This is a genomic window from Pseudooceanicola spongiae, assembly GCF_014899185.1.
In the GTDB taxonomy this organism is placed as follows: domain Bacteria; phylum Pseudomonadota; class Alphaproteobacteria; order Rhodobacterales; family Rhodobacteraceae; genus Pseudooceanicola; species Pseudooceanicola spongiae.
On sequence record NZ_CP045201.1, the window covers coordinates 1,166,673 to 1,184,487 of the forward strand.

A 17,815-nucleotide genomic window follows, 5' to 3' on the forward strand; every position below is an offset into this window, starting at 1 on the left:
GGAATATGGTTAAAAGCGCCGACGCTTTCCGGACCATCAGCGAAGTCGCCGAATGGCTGGAAACCCCTGCGCATGTCCTGCGCTTCTGGGAGAGTAAGTTCACCCAGGTGAAGCCCGTGAAGCGGGCGGGCGGGCGCCGCTATTATCGTCCAGCGGATATGGAGCTTTTGGGCGGCATCAAGCGTCTGCTTCATGATGAGGGCATGACGATCAAGGGCGTGCAGAAGATGTTGCGCGATCATGGCATCCCCCATGTCGCCGCAATGTCACCCGCGCTTGAGGATATGGCAGCCCCCTTGCAGGCCGAGATCGTACCCTTGCGCCGCCCGTCGTCCATACCGCACCCGCAGATGTCCCCGAATCCCGTAACCGAAACGACAGGGCCGCATGGCGCCCCTGCCCCAGATCACGCGCAAGCGTCTGACGAGACGGCGCATTCGGCCTATGAAGAGCCTGCAGTCGCCGCCGAAGAGGTGCAACTCAGCGCCGAAGATCCCACAGAAGAGTCGATTGAAATGTCTGCATACCAACCCGGCGATCTTGCCTTTGAGTTGCCGCAAGACCCTGATGATGATGCCTATGATGTCGCCCCTGGCGTGCTGGGGCTTCTGGCTATGCGCCGCTCAGCGATGCCGACAGACGTGGCAATGGAAGCCTGGATGCTGGCCAGAAAGCTGACCCGCACGCTCTCCTGAGCCGCGTGACAAACCGACCCTGAGCGCGCAGAATTTTTTCCGCTCAAGGGGCGGAAAAAGCCCTTGCCCTCCCGGTCAGATCGGCTATTACACCCTCACATTCGGGCTATAGCGCAGCCTGGTAGCGCGTCCGTCTGGGGGACGGAAGGTCGCAGGTTCGAGTCCTGCTAGCCCGACCAAATATTCCCCTACTGCCAAATCCGCCGCAGCGAAAGCTCGGCGGATTTGGTGTTTTAAGCCCTGATTTGAATGGCTTTTTCCACCTTTCCTTCGCACGCCTTGCGTCCTACTCTCAGCCATCACACCTTTAAGGACACGCTATGACCGGCATTCTGGCCAGCCAACATCTGAAACGCATGATCGCCGATGGAGAGATCGCGGCCACGCCGGAGGTGACGGCTGCACAGATCCAGCCAGCCAGCCTTGATCTGCGTCTTGGAACGACGGCTTGGCGCGTGCGTGCGTCGTTTCTATCTGGCGAAGGCCGTACAGTTCAGGACCGCCTGAACGAGTTCGAGATGCACCAGGTCGATCTGTCCAAGGGCGCCGTGCTGGAGAAGGGCTGCGTCTATGTCGTGCCGCTGATGGAGCATCTGGCGCTTCCGATGGGTGTTGCCGCGATGGCCAATGCCAAAAGCTCGACCGGTCGGCTGGATTTGCTGACCCGGCTGATCACCGATGGCGGCACGGAATTTGACCGAATCCCCGCGGGTTACACGGGCCCCCTCTATGCAGAGATCTGCCCGCGCAGTTTTTCCGTACTTGTGCGGCCCGGGATGCGCCTGAACCAGATCAGATTTCGTGAGGGGCAAGCCGGCCTCAGCGACGAGGCACTGCGATCCCTGCATGACCAGACGCCTCTGGTCGACGGCACGGCGGTCATCGAACAGGGCCTGGGCTTTTCCGTGGATCTGCGCCCCGGTCCTGACAAGCTGGTCGGCTACCGCGCCAAACCGCATACCGGCGTCATCGATCTCGACCTGCTGAACCATTACGACCCGAGCGACTACTGGGAGGAAGTGCGCACCGACGCGCAACAGATCATTCTGGATCCGGGCGCCTTCTATATCCTTGTCAGCCGGGAATCTGTCACGATTCCACCGGATTACGCGGCGGAGATGGCCCCCTATCTCGCCATGGTCGGTGAATTCCGGGTGCATTACGCGGGCTTCTTCGATCCTGGCTTTGGCTATGCCGAGGCCGGTGGTGCGGGATCGCGCGGCGTTCTTGAGGTCCGCTGCCACGAGGCGCCTTTCGTGTTGGAGCATGGTCAGGTCGTCGGCCGGTTGGTGTTCGAGCGTATGGCCGAGCGCCCCGAAATGCTCTACGGCACGGGAATCGCATCGAATTATCAGGGCCAAGGCCTGAAACTCTCGAAACATTTTCGCGCGGGTTAAGATGAACCATCCTGTTGCTTTGCTGACCGGCGCAATTGCCGTGGTCGGCGCGAACTCCATGGTGCTGGCCCCGATCACTGCCGCCGTCGCCCGAGATCTTGGGGGCGATCCCGCCGAGATCGTGCAGGCCGCTGCGGCCTACGGGCTGACGACCGCCATCTCTGCCATGTTTCTGGCACCACGATCGGACACCATCGGAGCGGATCGTGCGCTGAACCAGGCAGTGATTATTCTTATAATCTCGCTACTTGCCTCAATCTTCGCCCCCAACAAATGGGCGCTGATCGGGGCGCAGGCTTTTGGTGGTCTGGGCGCGGGCATGGCCATTCCGGCGATCTATGTGCTCGCCCCGCAACTGGGACCCAAGGGCGAAGAAAAGCGCACCATGGGTCTGGTGCTGAGCGGCTGGACGCTGGCGCTGGTGGCCGGGGTCGCGGGGTCGGGCTTTCTGGCGGAATGGGCGGGCTGGCGGGCCGTTTACGTCGTGCTGGGCGTGCTGATGACCGGCCTCTGGATCGCGCTGCGGCGCACCGATCTGAAGGTGCCACGGGTGGCAACCAGCGCCACCTCTCCCCTGACCGCGCTCAGGGTACCGGGGATCTGGCGCGGACTGTTTTCCGCACTGGCTCTGATGCTGAGCTTTTATGGCACCTACGCCTTTGTCGGGGCGCATGTAGCGGACGCCCTTGGCCGTGGCACCGATGTCGCGGGCTTCATAACGCTTTGCTATGGCACGGGTTTCGGGATTTCGACGCTGCTTGACAAGTACTTTGACCGGCTGGCGCCGCTGACCGCTGGCGCGGTGTCGTTTGCGGCTCTGGCAGTGATCTATGCGCTGATGGCTCAGCTGGGGATGAACCTGACGCTGCTGGCGGTCCTTGCGGTCGTCTGGGGCATGGCGCAGCATCTGGCGCTGAACTTTGTCGTCTCACGTCTGTCGGCACTGGATCAGAGCCAACGCGGTGCGATCCTCGGGCTCAACTCTTCGGTGACTTATCTGGCGGTGTTCGGTGGGGCGCTGGCGTTTCGCCATCCCTATGAACTGGACGGCTTTGCCATCTGCAACACGATCTCGGCTGTGGTCGCGGCGGTTGCCTTTGTAGAATGCGTTTTGCCTCAGCGTGTTGCGCGCCGAACCTGAAGTTGCGTTTCCGAGCCAGAGATCATCACTGTCTACGCGGTGCGGTGACGGCCCAGAGAGCAGACCCCTCTACTCTTCGTCCTCGAACATGTCGGGCTGATCGTCGTCGATGACCTCGTCGTCGTCGGAGCCCAGGCGACCGGGGGGCGGTCGATTGTCGAGCAGCCCTGCCGCACGCAGATCCTTCAGGCCCGGCAGATCGCGCGGGGACTCGAGGCCAAAATGGTCGAGAAATGAAGGGGTTACCACGAAGGTCACCGGGCGGCCGGGCGTCATGCGACGACGGCCAAAGCGGATCCACTCCATTTCCAGTAGCTGATCGACGGTGCCACGAGAGACAGAGACACCGCGGATCTCTTCGATCTCGGCGCGGGTGACGGGCTGGTGGTAGGCGATAATGGCGAGGGTCTCGATCGCGGCGCGCGACAGCTTGCGCACCTCAACCGTCTCTTTTTGCATGAGAAAACCGAGGTCCGGCGCGGTGCGGATGGCCCAGGCCTCCCCGACGCGCACGACATTGACGCCGCGCCCCTCATAGCGCTTGACGAGATGCGCCAGAGCGGCGGCCCCATCACAGCCATGCGGCATGCGGGCATTGAGATCGGCGACCGAGACCGGCTCGGTCGAGGCAAAGAGGATGGCTTCGACCATGCGCTCCTGCGCACCCATTGGCGGCGCCTCGAACAGGCTTTCGCGGGGCGGCCTGGGGCTTTCGGTGTACTCGATCTGATCGGGAGAAAGGTCTTCAGTCACTGGATTTTCAACGTCGGTATCTGGTCGGTATTCGGACGGTATCTGAACGGTGCGATTTCGGACGGTCTGGAAGGTCGGCGCGGCTTTCGAGCCGCCCTCGGGATCGGAGGTTTCAGACATTGCCGCCCCTGTCCTGATCGCGGTCCCTGGCGCGTTCCTTGTCGCCTTCGCGGTCGCGGCGGCGCAGGTGGATCGGGGCGAAGGTGTCGGACTGGCGCAGCTCAAGCTTGCCTTCTTTGGCCAGCTCCAGCGAGGCGGCGAAGGTGGCGGCGGTGACCGAGCGGCGACGCATCGGATCATGGGTCCAGCCGGGCGGCATATAGGCCGAAAGTTCGGTCCAGTTGCCGGCAAAGCCGATCATGCCCCGCATATGGGCCAGCGCCTGCTCCATGGTGAAGACATTGTCGCGGTCCATCACGAAGGGGCGGAATTCATCGCGGGTGCGGATGCGCGCATAGGCCTGCATCAGGTCGAGCAGCGTCGCGGAGTAGGTGACGCTGCGCACGCGGGTGACGTCTTCGGGGATGCCACGCACGAAGAAGTCGCGGCCCCGCTGGTCGCGCGCCATCAGCCGGGCGGCGGCATCGCGCATCGCCTGCAGGCGCTCCAACTGGAAGGCGAGGTGCGCGGCGAGTTCTTCACCCGAGGGACCTTCTTCGGTGGGGTCAGGCGGCAGCAGCAGGCGCGATTTCAGAAAGGCGAGCCAGGCGGCCATGACCAGATAGTCGGCGGCCAGTTCGATACGCAGCTTCTTGGCGCGTTCGACGAAGGCCAGGTACTGCTGGGCCAGCATCAGGATGGAGATCCGGCGCAGGTCGACCTTTTGCGTCCGCGACAGCGTCAGCAACAGATCGAGCGGCCCTTCAAAGCCGTCGACATCGACGATCAGCGCCTCCGCCGCGAGGCGTTCCGAGACGCTCTCGGGGTCTTCCTGAAACAGGTCTTTGTCAGCCATACACCGGTCCGTCCAGCAGAGCGGACAGCTTGGCCTCCATCGCGTCAAAGTCAAGCTCGGGGGCGGTGTCGGGGCGCATGGAGAGCGCGCGTTCGGCCCGTTGCTGGGCGGCGGGCGTCATGAAGCCGGCGGCCTCGGCCACCTCCATACGGTCCTTGAGGTCAGCATTGCACAGCAGCACCACATCGCAGCCGGCCGCGAGAGAGCCGCGCGCGATCTCCGACAGGCTGCCCGAGAGCGCCTTCATCGAGATGTCATCGGTCATCAGCAGGTTGTCGAAGCCGATCTGGTTGCGGATCATCTGGATGGCGCGGGGCGACAGGGTGGCAGGCTGATCGGGGTCGATCTGGTCGTAGACGATATGGGCGGTCATCGCCATCGGCTGATCGTTCAGCACCTTGAAGGGGGCGAAGTCGACCTCGTCCAGCTCCGCGAGGGAGGTGGTGACGTGGGGCAGCTCCATATGACTGTCGGCGCGCGCCCGGCCATGGCCTGGGATATGCTTAACGACGGGCAGCACACCGCCCGCGAGCAACCCCATGGAAACGGCGCGGCCCAGGCCCGCCACCGTGGCGGCGTCGGTGCCATAGCAGCGGTTGCGCAGAAAAGGGTGGGTGCTGTCATCCGCAACATCGACCAGCGGCGCGCAATTGGTGTCGATCCCGACGGAGCGCATCTCGGCGGCGATGATGGCGTAGCGCAGGTACATCGCGGCGATGGGGTCACGCGCACGGGCGGCGAAATCGAGCGGCGCGTCCCACTGGCGGAAATGCGGCGGGCGCAGGCGCTGGACGCGGCCTCCCTCCTGATCCAGCAGGATCGGGGCATTGCGGCCAACAGCCTCGCGCAGCTCGGCGCAGAGCGCGGCCGTCTGCTCGGGCGTGTCGATGTTGCGGGCGAACAGGATGAAGCCATAGGGATCGGCGGTGCGGAAGACGCGCTTCTCCTCGTCCGTGAGGCGCAGTCCGGTGGGGTCGAGAATGGTGGCTCCGAAGGCCATGGCTACCTCTGACGGCGACGCGCGTGCGTGGCCTGTTGCGGACGCGGAGCATCCGGGTGGGCTTTGGGGCGGTCCCGCGCCTGATGCTCAGGCACGGGGTCCGGTTACTTGGTCAGAACGGGGATGCAGTCAGCCTTGTCCGCGACAAGGGCGGCGCAGAACCGGCGCGTGTCGGAGAGGTCGGTGAAGCCCATGGCGCGCAGGCGGTAGAAGGTGCGCCCGCCGGTTTCGGCCTTCTGGATCACACGGGATTTCCCGGCGAGATAGATGTCGAAGTCCTTGGACAGGCGGGTCCATTCCGACAGGGCAATCTCTTCCGAGGCAAAGGCGCCGAGCTGCGCCAACTGGGTGCCCGCAGGCACCGCGTCGGCAGCGATATTGGTGACGGTTTCGGCAGGTGGCGCGCTCTGCGGCACATCTGCGGCCGAGGCGGAAGCCTGAACGACGCTGGCCAGTGCCGAGAGGCTTGCCGGGCGGGCTTTGGGGCGCAGGGTAGCGGAGCCTGCCATATCCTCGCCAAGGCCCTGGCTGGTGCCCTCTCCGTCGGCGCGCAGGCGGGCGATGGCGGCGGCGTTTTCACCGGTGCCATCCGCTTCGCCGATGTCGAGTGGTGCGGGGGCGCTGACCGGGATGGCGCTGCGGGCGGCGAGCTCTTCTTCGGTGAGCGCGTCATCGCCGAGGCTGATGGCATTGGGTGCCAGCGTCACCTGATCGGGGGCCGAGGCGGCCTCCTTCGCGGCGGCAACGTGGTTGACCGAGAGGCCGAGGAAATCGGCGGTCTGGCCGCCGGCGTCGGTGGGGATGCGGCGGGTTTCGCCGGTCATCGCACGCACGACAGGCACGCCGGAGACGTCGCGCATGACCATCTGGTAGCCCCAGAGGCCGATGCCCGCGACCAGCGCCAGCGACACCACGCCGCCGACCCAGGTGAACAGCGCCCCGACAGACGCCGAGTCCCGCTGATCGCCGCCGTTGCCATACTGGCCACCGTCGTATGGGTCACCCTCGTACTGTGCTTCGTCGTACTGCGCTTCTTCGTATTGGCCGCCGTCGTGATGACCGTCGTCATATGAGGCGGTGTCGTAGTGGCCCGCGCCATAGGGGGACTGCGCCTCGGGGGCATAGCCTGCGTCGTGGCGACGCGGCGCCTGAGCGTGGGTCTGCTCGCGTCTGGGACGGGTGCCGTAATTGACGGAGCCAAAATGCCCGTCTGCCTGAAAGTCTGCCATACTGCCTCGCACGCCGGGGCTTTGACGCCCGGTCTTGTCGTGTCACGGATCGCGAACGGATCGGTTTGCCTGTTCGGGTCCGGCGCGCTGCGTTATCGCATTTCTTCCGCCGGGGTGACGCCAAGGATACCAAGACCTGCGGAAATGACAACGGCCACGGCACGCGCCAGCGCCAATTTTGCCTGAGACACCTCGGGCGCGTCCTCCTGAACGAAGCGCAAATGGCTCTCTTCGTTGCCCCGATTGTAGAGGCCGTGCAGATCCGACGCCAATTCATAGAGGAAAAAGGCGATCCGGTGCGGCTCGTTCGTGCGGGCGGCGATTTCGACCAGACGCGGCCATTCGGCGAGTTTGCGCGCAACCGCCAGCTCGGACTCGTGGGTCATGTCCGAGAGAACGGCGGCGGCCAGCGTCGCGTCATCCGTGGTGATCCCGGCCTCGCCGGCACGGCGCAGGGCCGAGCAGACGCGGGCATGGGCGTACTGGACGTAGAAGACCGGGTTGTCGCGCGACTGCTCCATCACCTTGTCGAAATCGAAGTCCAGCGGGGCATCGTTCTTGCGCGTCAGCATGACGAAACGGGTCACATCGGGGCCGACCTGTTCGACCAGATCGCGCAACATGATGAAGGTCCCGGCGCGTTTGGACATCTTGAACGGCTCACCGTTCTTGAACAGTTTGACCAGCTGGCAGAGCTTGATATCGAGCGGCACAGTGCCATCCGAGAGCGCCGAGACGGCCGCTTTCATGCGTTTGACATAGCCACCGTGATCGGCACCAAACACATCAATAAGGGCGTCGAAGCCTCTGGAAACCTTATCATAATGATAGGCAATATCGGGGGCGAAATAGGTCCAGTCGCCGTCCGACTTCTGGATCGGACGGTCGACGTCATCGCCGTGGGCGGTGGATTTGAACAGGGTCTGCTCGCGCGGTTCCCAATCCTCGGGCAGCTTGCCCTTGGGGGGTTCCAGCGTGCCGCGATAGATCAGGCCCTTGGCCCGCAGGCTATCAATCGCCGCTTCGATCTTGCCGGTGCCATAGAGCGATTTTTCGGAGAAGAAGACATCCATCTCGACCCCGAGCATGGCGAGATCGGCGCGGATCAGAGCCATCATCGCTTCGGTGCCGAAGGTACGGATCTCGGCCAGCCAGACCTCCTCCGGCTCGTCGACATAGGCGTCGCCGACCTTGTCCTTCAGCGCCTCGCCGACCTCGATCAGGTAGTCGCCGGGGTATGTGCCATCCTCGAAGGCGACCTCCTGCCCGTGGGCCTCAAGGTAGCGCAGATAGACGGACCGGGCGAGGACATCGACCTGTGCGCCGCCGTCGTTGATATAGTATTCGCGGGTCACGTCGTAGCCGGCATAGGCCAGCAGCGAGGCCAGAGCATCGCCGAAAACCGCGCCACGGGTGTGGCCAACATGCAACGGGCCAGTGGGGTTTGCCGAGACATATTCGACGTTTACGCGGGCACCCTGCCCCATTTCGGACTTGCCGTAGGCGGTGCCTTCGGTCAGCGCGGCCTTGACGACGCCCTGCCAGAGACCGCCTGCCAGACGCAGGTTGAGAAAGCCGGGGCCTGCCACTTCGGCCAGGGTGATGCGCTCATCCGCCACCAGACGGGCGGCCAGGGCATCGGCGATGTCGCGCGGCTTGAGGCTGGCGGGTTTCGCCAGCACCATGGCGGCGTTGGTCGCCATATCGCCGTGGGCGGGATCGCGCGGCGGCTCGACCGTGACGTTGTCGAAGGAAAGCCCCTCTGGCAGGTCGCCTGCTGCCTGCATGGCGGCAAGGCTGTCGAGAACGAGGCTGCGGATATCGGTAAAGAGGTTCATGGCGCTTTCCTGAGGTTTCGGGCGGGCCGGAGGGGTCCGGCAGGCTCGACGAGTTCCTCCGGGGTTTATCATTGCCGCAACAGAGGTCAATGGAGGAGGCAGATTTGGCGCATCCCTGGGGTGCGGTTCTGCCCTGATCTGGTTTTAGCTCTGGCGGGGGCTATCGGTCCAGCGCGCGGCGCAGCTGGATCAGAACGCGCTCGGCGGTGGCGGCATCCTCGGGGTCAACCATTTCTGCCAGAGAGTCGGTCCAGCTTTGGCGACGGGTTTCGGCCTCGGTCAGGGCGGCGCGCCCGGCCTCGCTCGGCACGACGAGACGCGCACGCAGGTGGGCCGGGTTGTCGGCCAGCGTGACGAGCCCCGCAACCTCAAGCTCGTTGACGACGCGCTGCACCGACTGGCGCGCCAGCCCAAGGCTCTGCGCGATGTCGGAAACGGTGCCGGGATCGGGCAGAAACTGCGCCGTTGAGAGCACCTGCCAGCGGGCGCTGCTGAGGCCGATATCCCCGACCAGAGCATCCCCCGCCGCCGTCAGCCGCCCGCCGAGGCGCAGGATTTCAAAGATGATCCGCCCTGTTGTGGCGGTTGTGGGGTTTTCAAAGCTCATGGGATCACTTTGCAAAGTTGACAGCACCCTGTCAATGCGGCAATCTGACAGCACACTGTCATTAAGGAGGAACCCATGGCAGACGCTCTGTATCGGATCGACAAGTTCATTGTGCCAGAGGCGGCGCGCGACAGGTTTCTGGATCAGGTGGCGCAGGTCCATGCGGTGCTGCGCCACTGTCCGGGCTGCCTGAGCGAGCAGGTCGTCGAGCAATGTGACGGGCCGGGACGCTTCAATATCGTGACCATCGCGGTCTGGGAGAGCGCGGAGGCGATCGAGGCGGCGAAGCGCGCCGTGCTGGCGTCGCGCGGTGAGAGTGGCATTGATCCCGCCAGCCTGATCGCCGAGCTGGGGATCACCGCGGATATGGCCGTCTACCGGGAGATCTGACGCTGAGGCAGAGCCGCGCCACCGATTTGCATCAGGCGGCGCGGAAAATGGGACGAGTCCCCTGCTCTACTCGTCTTCGAGGCGGGCTTCTTCGACGCGGTCGGCGTAGCGGATGTGGCCGGGACCAGAGGCGCGCAGGCCGGGCTCGGGATCATGACCCATCAGGCGGGCGTGTTCGACGATCGCGAAGCGGTCCGTCATGCCGGAGATGTAGTCCGCCACAAGCCGCGCCAGTGCGATCTTGTCGTCACCCACATCGTCGATATCCTTGCGCCATTGCTTCGGCAGCACTTCGGGGCGCTCCATGAACAGCGGGAACAGCTCCTCCACAATGCGGGTGACCTTCTGGCGCATCTCGACCACTTCCGGGGCGCGGTACATGCGGTGGAACAGGAACTCGCGGATCTGTTTCAGGTCAGACCAGACGGCGGGCGAGAATTGCACCATCATGCGGCCGGCAAGGCGGATGTCGGTGACGCTCTGCGGGTTCAGGGCGGCGATATTGGCGCGGCTGACCTCGATCACATCCTCGACCAGAATGCCGAAGAAACGGCGCAGCGCCTCGTGGCGGCGGCGGTAGTAGTTGAGGCCGGGATAGAGGCTGTCGACACCGGCAAAGCAGTCCTTCAGGATCGGCAGCTCGGCCAGCTCATCTGTCGAGAACAGTTCGGCGCGCAGACCGTCGTGCAGGTCGTGGTTGTTGTAGGCGATGTCGTCGGAGAGGGCGGCGACCTGCGCCTCGGCGCTCGCATGGGTGTGCAGCTCAAGATCATGCTTACGGTTGTAGTCGGCGAGCGCGAAGGGGATCACGCCGGTGACGGGGCCGTTGTGCTTGGCGATGCCTTCCAGCGTCTCCCACGTCAGGTTGAGGCCATCCCATTCGGCATAGTGCCGCTCCAGCGCGGTGACGATTCGGATGGCTTGCGCGTTGTGATCGAAACCGCCGTAGGGTTTCATCAGCGCGGCGAGAGCATCCTCGCCCGTGTGACCGAAGGGCGGATGGCCGAGATCATGGGCCAGCGCGACGGCCTCGGTCAGCTCGTCATTGAGGTTCAGCGCCCCGGCGATGGTGCGCGCCACTTGCGCCACTTCGATGGAATGGGTCAGCCGGGTGCGGAAATAATCGCCCTCATGCTCAATAAACACCTGCGTTTTGTGTTTCAGGCGGCGAAACGCCGAGGCATGGATGATCCGGTCGCGATCGCGCTGGAAACATGAGCGAAAATGGCTTTCATCTTCGGGATAGAGCCTGCCGCGCGACTGGGCAGGGTCGGAGGCATAGATCGCACGCATGTGATTGGTCCCTTCGGCTTCTTGTCGCCTTTTGCCATTGTCCTTATATTGGTGCAGGACGACATGCAAAATGTCAGGAGTTATTGCGATGAATTTGCCGCCAAAAGTCACTGACCGCGCCTTTGCCCGCCTCTCCGAGATCGCCGCGGGGCCTCAGGCCCTGCGCGTCGCGGTGGAAGGCGGCGGATGTTCGGGCTTTCAATACGAGATCAAGCTGGACGATATCGCCACCGATGACCTGGTGCTTGAGGGCATGGGGCAGAAGGTGGTGGTCGATTCCGTGTCGCTGCCGTTCCTGTCGGGCGCGGTGATCGACTTCACCGAGGAGCTGATCGGCGCACGCTTCGTGATCGAGAACCCGAATGCCACCTCGTCCTGTGGCTGCGGGACCTCGTTTTCGATGTGATCGCCGCAAAGGCGCAAGAAACGGGCCGCTTGAGAGGGCGGCCTTTTTCTTTGGTGCCGTCGGGCCTCAATCCTCTGGCGCGTGAAACACCGCCTCGATGCGGTTTCCATCGGGGTCGAGGATGAAGGCCGCATAGTAGCGGCCCTGATATTGCGGGCGCAGCCCCGGGGCACCGGCGTCCTGACCGCCCGCCGCCAGAGCTTCGGCGTGGAAACGATCGACGCTGGTACGGTCGGGGGCGGCGAAGGCGACATGGGTGCCTTGGCGTGCGCTGGCGGTGTCGCACTGCAGGCCGAAGTCCTGCCCGTCCTTGCCGTAGGTCAGCATGGTCGCGGTCTCCCACAGCAGCGGCACACCGAGCGTCGGCATGATACGATTGTAGAAGGCGCGGGCGCGGGCGATGTCACTGACCCCGAGGGTCACATGATCGAAGAGGGCGGACATGGCCCGCGCCTATTCGGCTGGCGAGATCGGCGAGGCTGCCTTGACCGACCCTGTCATCGCGCGCAGGGGGTCCTGCTGGGCACTGCTGCGGGCGAACTGTTCGTAGATCAGGTAGAGGCCCGAGCCGATGACGATGGTGACGCCGAGATAGATATGGGTGCCCGGGATCTCGCCGAAGAACAACGCGCCAAGGATCACCATCCAGACGAACTGCAGGTTCATCAGCGGCGTCACGACGTAGGCTGCCATCTGGCGCAGGGCGACGACCAGCACCCAGCGGGCCAGAAACAGAAAGCCGGCGTAGGCGGCGGCCCAGCCGACATCGACCAGCGGCATCGGCTTGAACACAAAGGGCAAGGCGCAGCTCATCACCAGCATGATCGTGACGTTGGGCCAGAACACCTGCGCCAGAGCGTTGGATTCGTGGCGACCGATGTAGCGCGCCATGACCATCGAGGTGGTGCCCGACAGAGAGGCCGCGAGAGCGATCAGGTGCCCCGAGGAGATCGAGTGCGGCCCCGCTGGAAACAGGCAGATGACGCCGATGAACCCCGCCCCGAGCGAGATCCAGACCGCAAGGCTGACATTTTCGCCCAGGATCGGGCCCGACATCAGCCCGGCGAAGATCGGCATCAGACCGACGAAGACGAAGACCTCGGCAAAGGGCAGCAGCTTGAAGGCGTAGAAAAAGCAGGTGGCAGCGATCACCGTCGCGACAGAGCGCACGGCCATGGCACGCGGCTGACCGGTGCGCACGGCGGCGACGAGGCCGGTGCGCTGCGACATCGCCTCGGCCAGCAGGCAGAAGACAGCGACGAGGCCGCCGGAGATGACATAGAGCTGCGGCGCGGCATAGCCGCCGGCGATGAACTTGGTGATCGCATCCGCAGAGGAGATCAGCGCCGTGTAGACCAGCACCATGGCGACGCCGAAAAGGGTCGCCCGTTTTGCCATGTGAGTCGTCACGCTGCCGCCCCCGCCATCAGATCATGAGGCCCGAAGGACCATGTTGGTGCGGGCGAACCCCGCGAAAAAGTCATGGAAATCAGTGCAGGAAGCCTCGGCCGCGCGCAGGTGAGCGATCTGGGCGTCGCTCTCAAGGGCTGCGAACATACGCTCTCGCATGTGGTGCCAGTCGCCACTGCGCGCGCCCTCAAGCGACAGCAGGCAGTGCGACATGCGGCGCAACGGGCCCGCACGACCGGGGCGCGCGTGAAACTGCGGTGTGCCTTCGGGGATCGTGTGGAGGAATGTGTCATGCCCGGCTGTGGCCAGCGCCCAATTGCTCACGAGGTATTCGTGGTAATCGTCTTGCGCTGCTGCCCCCTCTCCCCCTTGGACGGCAAAGCCGTGGGTTTCGCGCACCAGCCAGTCGTCCCAAAGTTGTGGAACGGCAAGGCCGGCGTGACGCAGGGCGACACAGATTTCGGCCAGAAGATCCGCGTTACATTCAAGATACGCAAGGGTCCCTGCAAAGTTAAGGCTTTCTTTGACCTGAGGCGGCAATTGCGGAGTTTTTCTGCCGTACTCGCTCAGGTAGAACAGGATGTGGGTCAATTCATAGGCAGCTTTCTTGTTCGGCATCACAAAAGTGGCAGATCTGGCGATGAAAGCATGCAGCCTCTCTGTCAGCTCTTCTGACGTGCCGAAGGGATCACGGCCCCGCCGCAGCATCAGACGCCGCGACTCGGCACGCTGCAGATCCGACAGCTCCGCCTGCGCCAGGCCTTGCGCGCAGGCCCAGTCGACCAGCGCGTCGCCCTTGCTGCCGGGCATCCCGAGGTCTTCCAGATCAAGGCAGATCGACAGGAAGAACCGGTAGTATTGCGGGAAGAACCCGAGGCGCTGTTCGAGGCTGTCATAGACGGCGCGGTGCGACGCGAGGGCCTCCTCGGTCAGGCGCTGGCCGGTGCACTCGAAGATGTTCAGGACTTCGGCGTTTTCCTTCAGCCAGAAGACATCGCCGGGGTCGCGGCGCCGTTGGGCAAAGCCCTCCAGCAGCGCCGCGCGGCGTGCGTCCCGGCTCTGCGCCCGGCTGGGGAAGGACAGATGGACAACATTGGAGGCGGTGGCGGGCATAGGCTCTCTCCTATCCGTCGTGTCAGCCCTGGCGTGGCGGGGCACCCCGCCCCGCCACAGCCCGGAGGTGCGGTCGGATCAGCTGCCCGAGGAGAAGCTGTGCACGGCATCGCCCATCTGCACATCGGATGCGGCGGTGGGCGCGGAGCCAGAGGAGAAGGCGCCGGTGTGCGCGCCTGCGCTGATCGGTGCGGAGCCGGAGGAGAAGGCCTCAACCGCATCACCGCTGAGCGTGGAGGTCGCGACAGGCGCCGAACCGGAGGAGAACATCGCCAGACCTTCCCCGTCGGACAGGCTGGCGGACGTCACCGGAGCGGAGCCGGAGGAGAACATTTCCACCCCCTCTCCGCCCAGCATCGATTCAGCGGAGGCATCGGAAATAGCGTTTTGAAACATGGCTTTACGGATAGCGGTCATGGTCATCTCCCGGTGTGTGATCAAGGGTTTGGATGTCTGTGGCGATGACCAACGCTGTGCACGCACAGCGATTTCGTCAAACGGTTAATTCAATTTTAACGTGTCAAGGAAAAACCGACCACATGAGCTTCGAACCACACCGGATTGCTTCATCGCTCTTAACAGATTTTTGACATATTTCTGATGAGGCACCTTTGCAAAATGGCACACCCCGGGAACGCATAAAGAACATATGTTCGTCGATTGCCTTGATTCTCAGCACCCACGCGACTCGGGCAGGATTTTGGCGGGGCGGGTCCTGCGCGCCGGGCGCGATTCGATGCCGATTGCAGGGTCGATTGGGTAAAATCCGGGGGCATCGCGGTTTGAAATCGGCTAGAAACGGGCCGACACCGGCGCGACACCGGCCCCGGCTTCGGCCAGGGCCCTGCCCGCGACCGGAACAAAGACCAGGGAAAAGGGCTGTCCGGCATGAAACTCGCCACCTTCAACATCAACGGAATCAAGGCGCGGGTGCAGGCTCTGTGCGACTGGCTCGACGAGGCGCAGCCCGACGTGGTGGTGCTGCAAGAGATCAAGTCCGTCGACGAGGGCTTTCCGCGCGAGCTATTCGAGGATCGCGGCTATCGGGTCGAGACCCATGGCCAGAAAAGCTTCAACGGCGTCGCGATCCTGTCCAAGCTGCCGCTGGAAGATGTCACGCGCGGCCTGCCCGGCGACGAAGCCGACGAACAGGCGCGCTGGATCGAGGCGACGGTGATCGGCGACAAGACGGCGCTGCGGGTCTGCGGGCTGTATCTGCCGAACGGCAATCCGGTGGAGCTGGACGACGCAGGCGCGCCGGTTTCCGGGGGCAAATACGCCTATAAGCTGGGGTGGATGGAGCGTCTGAAAGCCCGTGCCGAGGCGCTGCTGGAGGCCGAAGAGCCTGCCGTCATGCTGGGCGATTACAACATCATCCCGCAGGACGAAGACGCCGCCAACCCGGACAAATGGCGCGAAGATGCACTGTTTCGCCCGGAAAGCCGCGCCGCCTATCGCCGCGTGCTGAACCTCGGCTTTACCGAGATCTTTCGCACGCGCACCGCAGCGCCCGGGCATTATACCTTCTGGGATTATCAGGCGGGTGCCTGGAACAAGAACAACGGCATCCGCATCGACCATATGCTGATGACGCCGCAATGCGCCGATCTGGTCACCGAATGCGGCATTGATTCCGAGATCCGGGGCCGCGAAAAGCCCTCCGATCACGTGCCGCTATGGGCGGAAATCGACCTCTGAGAGGGTCTCTCCGCCGGTCACGTCGTGGTCATAGAGCCAGTCGAACTGGTGCCTCATGAACGACGGCGCGACCCGGTCCGACAAACGCAATACGCTGTGCGCCGCGGCGCGCAGCGGTGGAAACCGCAGGTGGTATTTCCAGGCGTTGCGGTTGGCGGCGGTGATAGCGCGGGTGGCGCGGTCCTTGCGGCGCGACTGATAGAGCGCGAGGCCCTCGGGGATCGTCGCGGCCTCGTCCAGCGCGGCGCCCAGCACCCAGGCATCCTCCAGCGCCATATTGGCGCCCTGCGCCAGAAACGGCAGGGTCGGATGCGCGGCATCCCCCAGCAACACGCAGTGATCGCGGTGCCAGAGCGGCGCAATGGGATGGCGGTGCAGGCCCCAGAGGTTGACGTCGGTGACACGGCCCAGCAGCTCTTTCACCTCGGGGCAGAAGCCCGCAAAGGCCCGTCGCAGCGCCTTGGGGTCATCCTTGTGCGACCAGCTGTCGGGGGCCCAGTCACGGCGCTCCTCGACTGCGACGATGTTTTGCGCGCGCCCGCCGCGCAGAGGATAGGTCACGAGGTGACGGCCCGGCCCCATGTAGAGATGCGCCTCGGAGGGCGGACCGGGGCGGTTGGCGGGCACGGGCACCACGGCGCGCCAGGCGACCTGACCGGTGAAGGCGGCTTTGCCATCGCCCAGCATCGCCGCGCGCAGACGCGAGTGCACGCCATCGGCGCCGACCACCAGATCGGGGCGGATGCGAGTTTGCGTATGGGTGCGGATTTCGGGGGTATCGCTGATCTCGACCGTGTCGACACTTTGCAGCAGGCGAATGCGGGCCCCGGCCTGACGCGCGGATTCGGCCAGCGCGCAGATCAGATCGGCGCGATGACAGAAGAAATAGCCCGCGCTGCCGTCCGCCTGCGTCAGATCCATCCGCAGGGCACTGCGCCCGCGATAGTCAAAGAGGTTGAGCGCGCGCCCCTGTTGCCCGATCTGCGCCACGTCGAGGCCAAGCCCCCGCAACACCGCTGCACCGTTCGGGCTGATCTGCAAACCTGCGCCAACCTCGCGGATCGCGCTGGCCTGTTCCAGCACCGTGACATCAGCGCCGCGCAGAGCCAGCGCCCGCGCCGCCGCAAGGCCACCAATACCGGCGCCAATCACGGCAATTTTCTGATCTCGCAGGGCCAAGGACGTCTCCTGTCGCGGTGAGGGGCGGGATTCGCATACAGGTCGATGCAATTTGAAAGCGCCGTGATATGGCCCGGCGGATGCCCGCTTTGCAAGCAACAACGCCGAGGCAGGGCCCCGGCGTTGTCAGATCTCGGATCACATTGGCGTCAGATCCGCAGTGCCAGACCCGACCAGCGACCGGACCCCGGAATGACCCGCGCCCCGGTCAGGGCGCGGCTTTTTGATCACTCGTCGCGATGCACACGTTCGCGCCGCTCGTGGCGTTCCTGTGCCTCCAGGCTCATCGTGGCGATCGGGCGGGCATCGAGCCGTTTCAGGCTGATCGGCTCGCCCGTGACTTCACAGTAGCCATATTCACCCTCTTCGATGCGACGCAGGGCTGCGTCGATCTTGGACACCAGCTTGCGCTGACGATCCCGGGTGCGCAATTCCAGCGCGCGATCGGTTTCTTCGCTGGCCCGATCCGCTACATCGGGAATATTGCGGGTGTTTTCCTGCAGGCCTTCAACGGTGTCGCGGCTGTCCGCCAGAAGGTCTTCGCGCCAAGACAGGAGTTTGCGGCGGAAATATTCGAGCTGACGCTCGTTCATGAACGGCTCGCCCTCAGCCGGACGATAATCGTCTTCAAGGAATGATTCAGCTTTCATCAGCGGCTCCCAAACTAGTCCTAAGCCCGGGGCGCGATACGCAATTCCGGGCAACAGGGTC

At 64.2% G+C, this 17,815-nt stretch carries 19 protein-coding genes and 1 tRNA gene; 7 read left to right on the forward strand and 13 right to left on the reverse strand.

Going from position 1 to position 17,815, the window contains the following annotated elements; all coding sequences use genetic code 11:
• Window positions 1-5: 5 nt before the first annotated feature.
• The 4 genes from F3W81_RS20745 (at window position 6) to F3W81_RS05485 (ending at window position 3,233) form a co-directional block, all read left to right on the forward strand.
• Window positions 6-695: a MerR family transcriptional regulator gene (locus F3W81_RS20745; protein WP_226941869.1), complete on the forward strand. Its 690-nt coding sequence runs from the start codon at window positions 6-8 to the stop codon at window positions 693-695.
• A 102-nt stretch (window positions 696-797) separates the two neighbouring features.
• Window positions 798-874: transfer RNA gene (locus F3W81_RS05475), tRNA-Pro, on the forward strand.
• Between the two features lie 141 nt (window positions 875-1,015).
• Window positions 1,016-2,092: a 2'-deoxycytidine 5'-triphosphate deaminase gene (locus tag F3W81_RS05480; RefSeq protein WP_193082635.1), complete on the forward strand. Its 1,077-nt coding sequence runs from the start codon at window positions 1,016-1,018 to the stop codon at window positions 2,090-2,092.
• 1 nt (window position 2,093) lies between these two features.
• Entirely contained in the window at window positions 2,094-3,233 is a 1,140-nt protein-coding gene (locus F3W81_RS05485; RefSeq protein ID WP_193082636.1) for an MFS transporter, read from the forward strand.
• Between the two features lie 69 nt (window positions 3,234-3,302).
• Here F3W81_RS05485 and scpB read toward each other — a convergent pair whose 3' ends face one another.
• The 6 genes from scpB to F3W81_RS05515 all read right to left on the reverse strand — a co-directional run bounded on the left by scpB (window position 3,303) and on the right by F3W81_RS05515 (window position 9,615).
• Entirely contained in the window at window positions 3,303-3,902 is a 600-nt protein-coding gene (scpB, locus tag F3W81_RS05490; protein WP_193083654.1) for an SMC-Scp complex subunit ScpB, read from the reverse strand.
• A gap of 196 nt (window positions 3,903-4,098) precedes the next feature.
• On the reverse strand, window positions 4,099-4,941 hold the full coding sequence (locus F3W81_RS05495; protein WP_193082637.1) for a segregation and condensation protein A: 843 nt from the start codon (window positions 4,939-4,941) through the stop codon (window positions 4,099-4,101).
• Window positions 4,934-5,941 (reverse strand): beta-N-acetylhexosaminidase, encoded by a 1,008-nt coding sequence (nagZ, locus tag F3W81_RS05500; RefSeq protein ID WP_193082638.1) that lies wholly within the window; start codon window positions 5,939-5,941, stop codon window positions 4,934-4,936. The genes F3W81_RS05495 and nagZ overlap by 8 nt, the downstream gene beginning before the upstream one ends.
• A 104-nt stretch (window positions 5,942-6,045) precedes the next feature.
• The gene (locus F3W81_RS05505) at window positions 6,046-7,170 is read right to left on the reverse strand and encodes an SPOR domain-containing protein (protein WP_193082639.1); all 1,125 of its coding nucleotides are present in this window, start codon (window positions 7,168-7,170) and stop codon (window positions 6,046-6,048) included.
• A gap of 92 nt (window positions 7,171-7,262) precedes the next feature.
• Window positions 7,263-9,008, reverse strand: coding sequence for an arginine--tRNA ligase (argS, locus tag F3W81_RS05510; RefSeq protein ID WP_193082640.1), 1,746 nt, complete (start codon window positions 9,006-9,008; stop codon window positions 7,263-7,265).
• 160 nt (window positions 9,009-9,168) lie between these two features.
• Window positions 9,169-9,615 (reverse strand): MarR family winged helix-turn-helix transcriptional regulator, encoded by a 447-nt coding sequence (locus F3W81_RS05515; RefSeq protein ID WP_193082641.1) that lies wholly within the window; start codon window positions 9,613-9,615, stop codon window positions 9,169-9,171.
• A gap of 75 nt (window positions 9,616-9,690) precedes the next feature.
• On the opposite strand from F3W81_RS05515, the gene F3W81_RS05520 reads away from it, so the two are divergent.
• Window positions 9,691-10,005, forward strand: coding sequence for an antibiotic biosynthesis monooxygenase family protein (locus F3W81_RS05520; protein WP_193082642.1), 315 nt, complete (start codon window positions 9,691-9,693; stop codon window positions 10,003-10,005).
• Between the two features lie 66 nt (window positions 10,006-10,071).
• Here F3W81_RS05520 and F3W81_RS05525 read toward each other — a convergent pair whose 3' ends face one another.
• Window positions 10,072-11,298, reverse strand: a complete 1,227-nt coding sequence (locus tag F3W81_RS05525; RefSeq protein WP_193082643.1) for a deoxyguanosinetriphosphate triphosphohydrolase — start codon at window positions 11,296-11,298, stop codon at window positions 10,072-10,074.
• Window positions 11,299-11,386: 88 nt separating this feature from the next.
• On the opposite strand from F3W81_RS05525, the gene F3W81_RS05530 reads away from it, so the two are divergent.
• A complete protein-coding gene (locus F3W81_RS05530; RefSeq protein ID WP_193082644.1) occupies window positions 11,387-11,704 on the forward strand; it encodes a HesB/IscA family protein in 318 nt (105 codons plus the stop codon).
• Between the two features lie 66 nt (window positions 11,705-11,770).
• Here F3W81_RS05530 and F3W81_RS05535 read toward each other — a convergent pair whose 3' ends face one another.
• The 4 genes from F3W81_RS05535 to F3W81_RS05550 form a co-directional block, all read right to left on the reverse strand.
• Window positions 11,771-12,148 carry a VOC family protein gene (locus tag F3W81_RS05535; protein ID WP_193082645.1) on the reverse strand — a complete coding sequence of 126 codons (378 nt, stop codon included), beginning with the start codon at window positions 12,146-12,148 and terminating at the stop codon, window positions 11,771-11,773.
• Between the two features lie 9 nt (window positions 12,149-12,157).
• Window positions 12,158-13,102: a DMT family transporter gene (locus tag F3W81_RS05540; protein ID WP_193083656.1), complete on the reverse strand. Its 945-nt coding sequence runs from the start codon at window positions 13,100-13,102 to the stop codon at window positions 12,158-12,160.
• Window positions 13,103-13,135: 33 nt separating this feature from the next.
• A complete protein-coding gene (locus F3W81_RS05545) occupies window positions 13,136-14,227 on the reverse strand; it encodes a DUF6902 family protein (protein WP_193082646.1) in 1,092 nt (363 codons plus the stop codon).
• Between the two features lie 78 nt (window positions 14,228-14,305).
• Window positions 14,306-14,644 (reverse strand): DUF6749 family protein, encoded by a 339-nt coding sequence (locus tag F3W81_RS05550; protein ID WP_193082647.1) that lies wholly within the window; start codon window positions 14,642-14,644, stop codon window positions 14,306-14,308.
• Between the two features lie 471 nt (window positions 14,645-15,115).
• Here F3W81_RS05550 and xth point away from each other — a divergent pair, with 471 nt between their 5' ends.
• Window positions 15,116-15,925, forward strand: a complete 810-nt coding sequence (gene xth, locus F3W81_RS05555) for an exodeoxyribonuclease III (RefSeq protein WP_193082648.1) — start codon at window positions 15,116-15,118, stop codon at window positions 15,923-15,925.
• Here xth and F3W81_RS05560 read toward each other — a convergent pair.
• Window positions 15,902-17,104, reverse strand: coding sequence for an FAD-dependent monooxygenase (locus tag F3W81_RS05560; protein ID WP_193082649.1), 1,203 nt, complete (start codon window positions 17,102-17,104; stop codon window positions 15,902-15,904). The two genes, xth and F3W81_RS05560, sit on opposite strands and share 24 nt — an antisense overlap.
• Window positions 17,105-17,331: 227 nt before the next feature.
• Window positions 17,332-17,754 (reverse strand): RNA polymerase-binding protein DksA, encoded by a 423-nt coding sequence (dksA, locus tag F3W81_RS05565; protein WP_193082650.1) that lies wholly within the window; start codon window positions 17,752-17,754, stop codon window positions 17,332-17,334.
• Window positions 17,755-17,815: the final 61 nt, after the last annotated feature.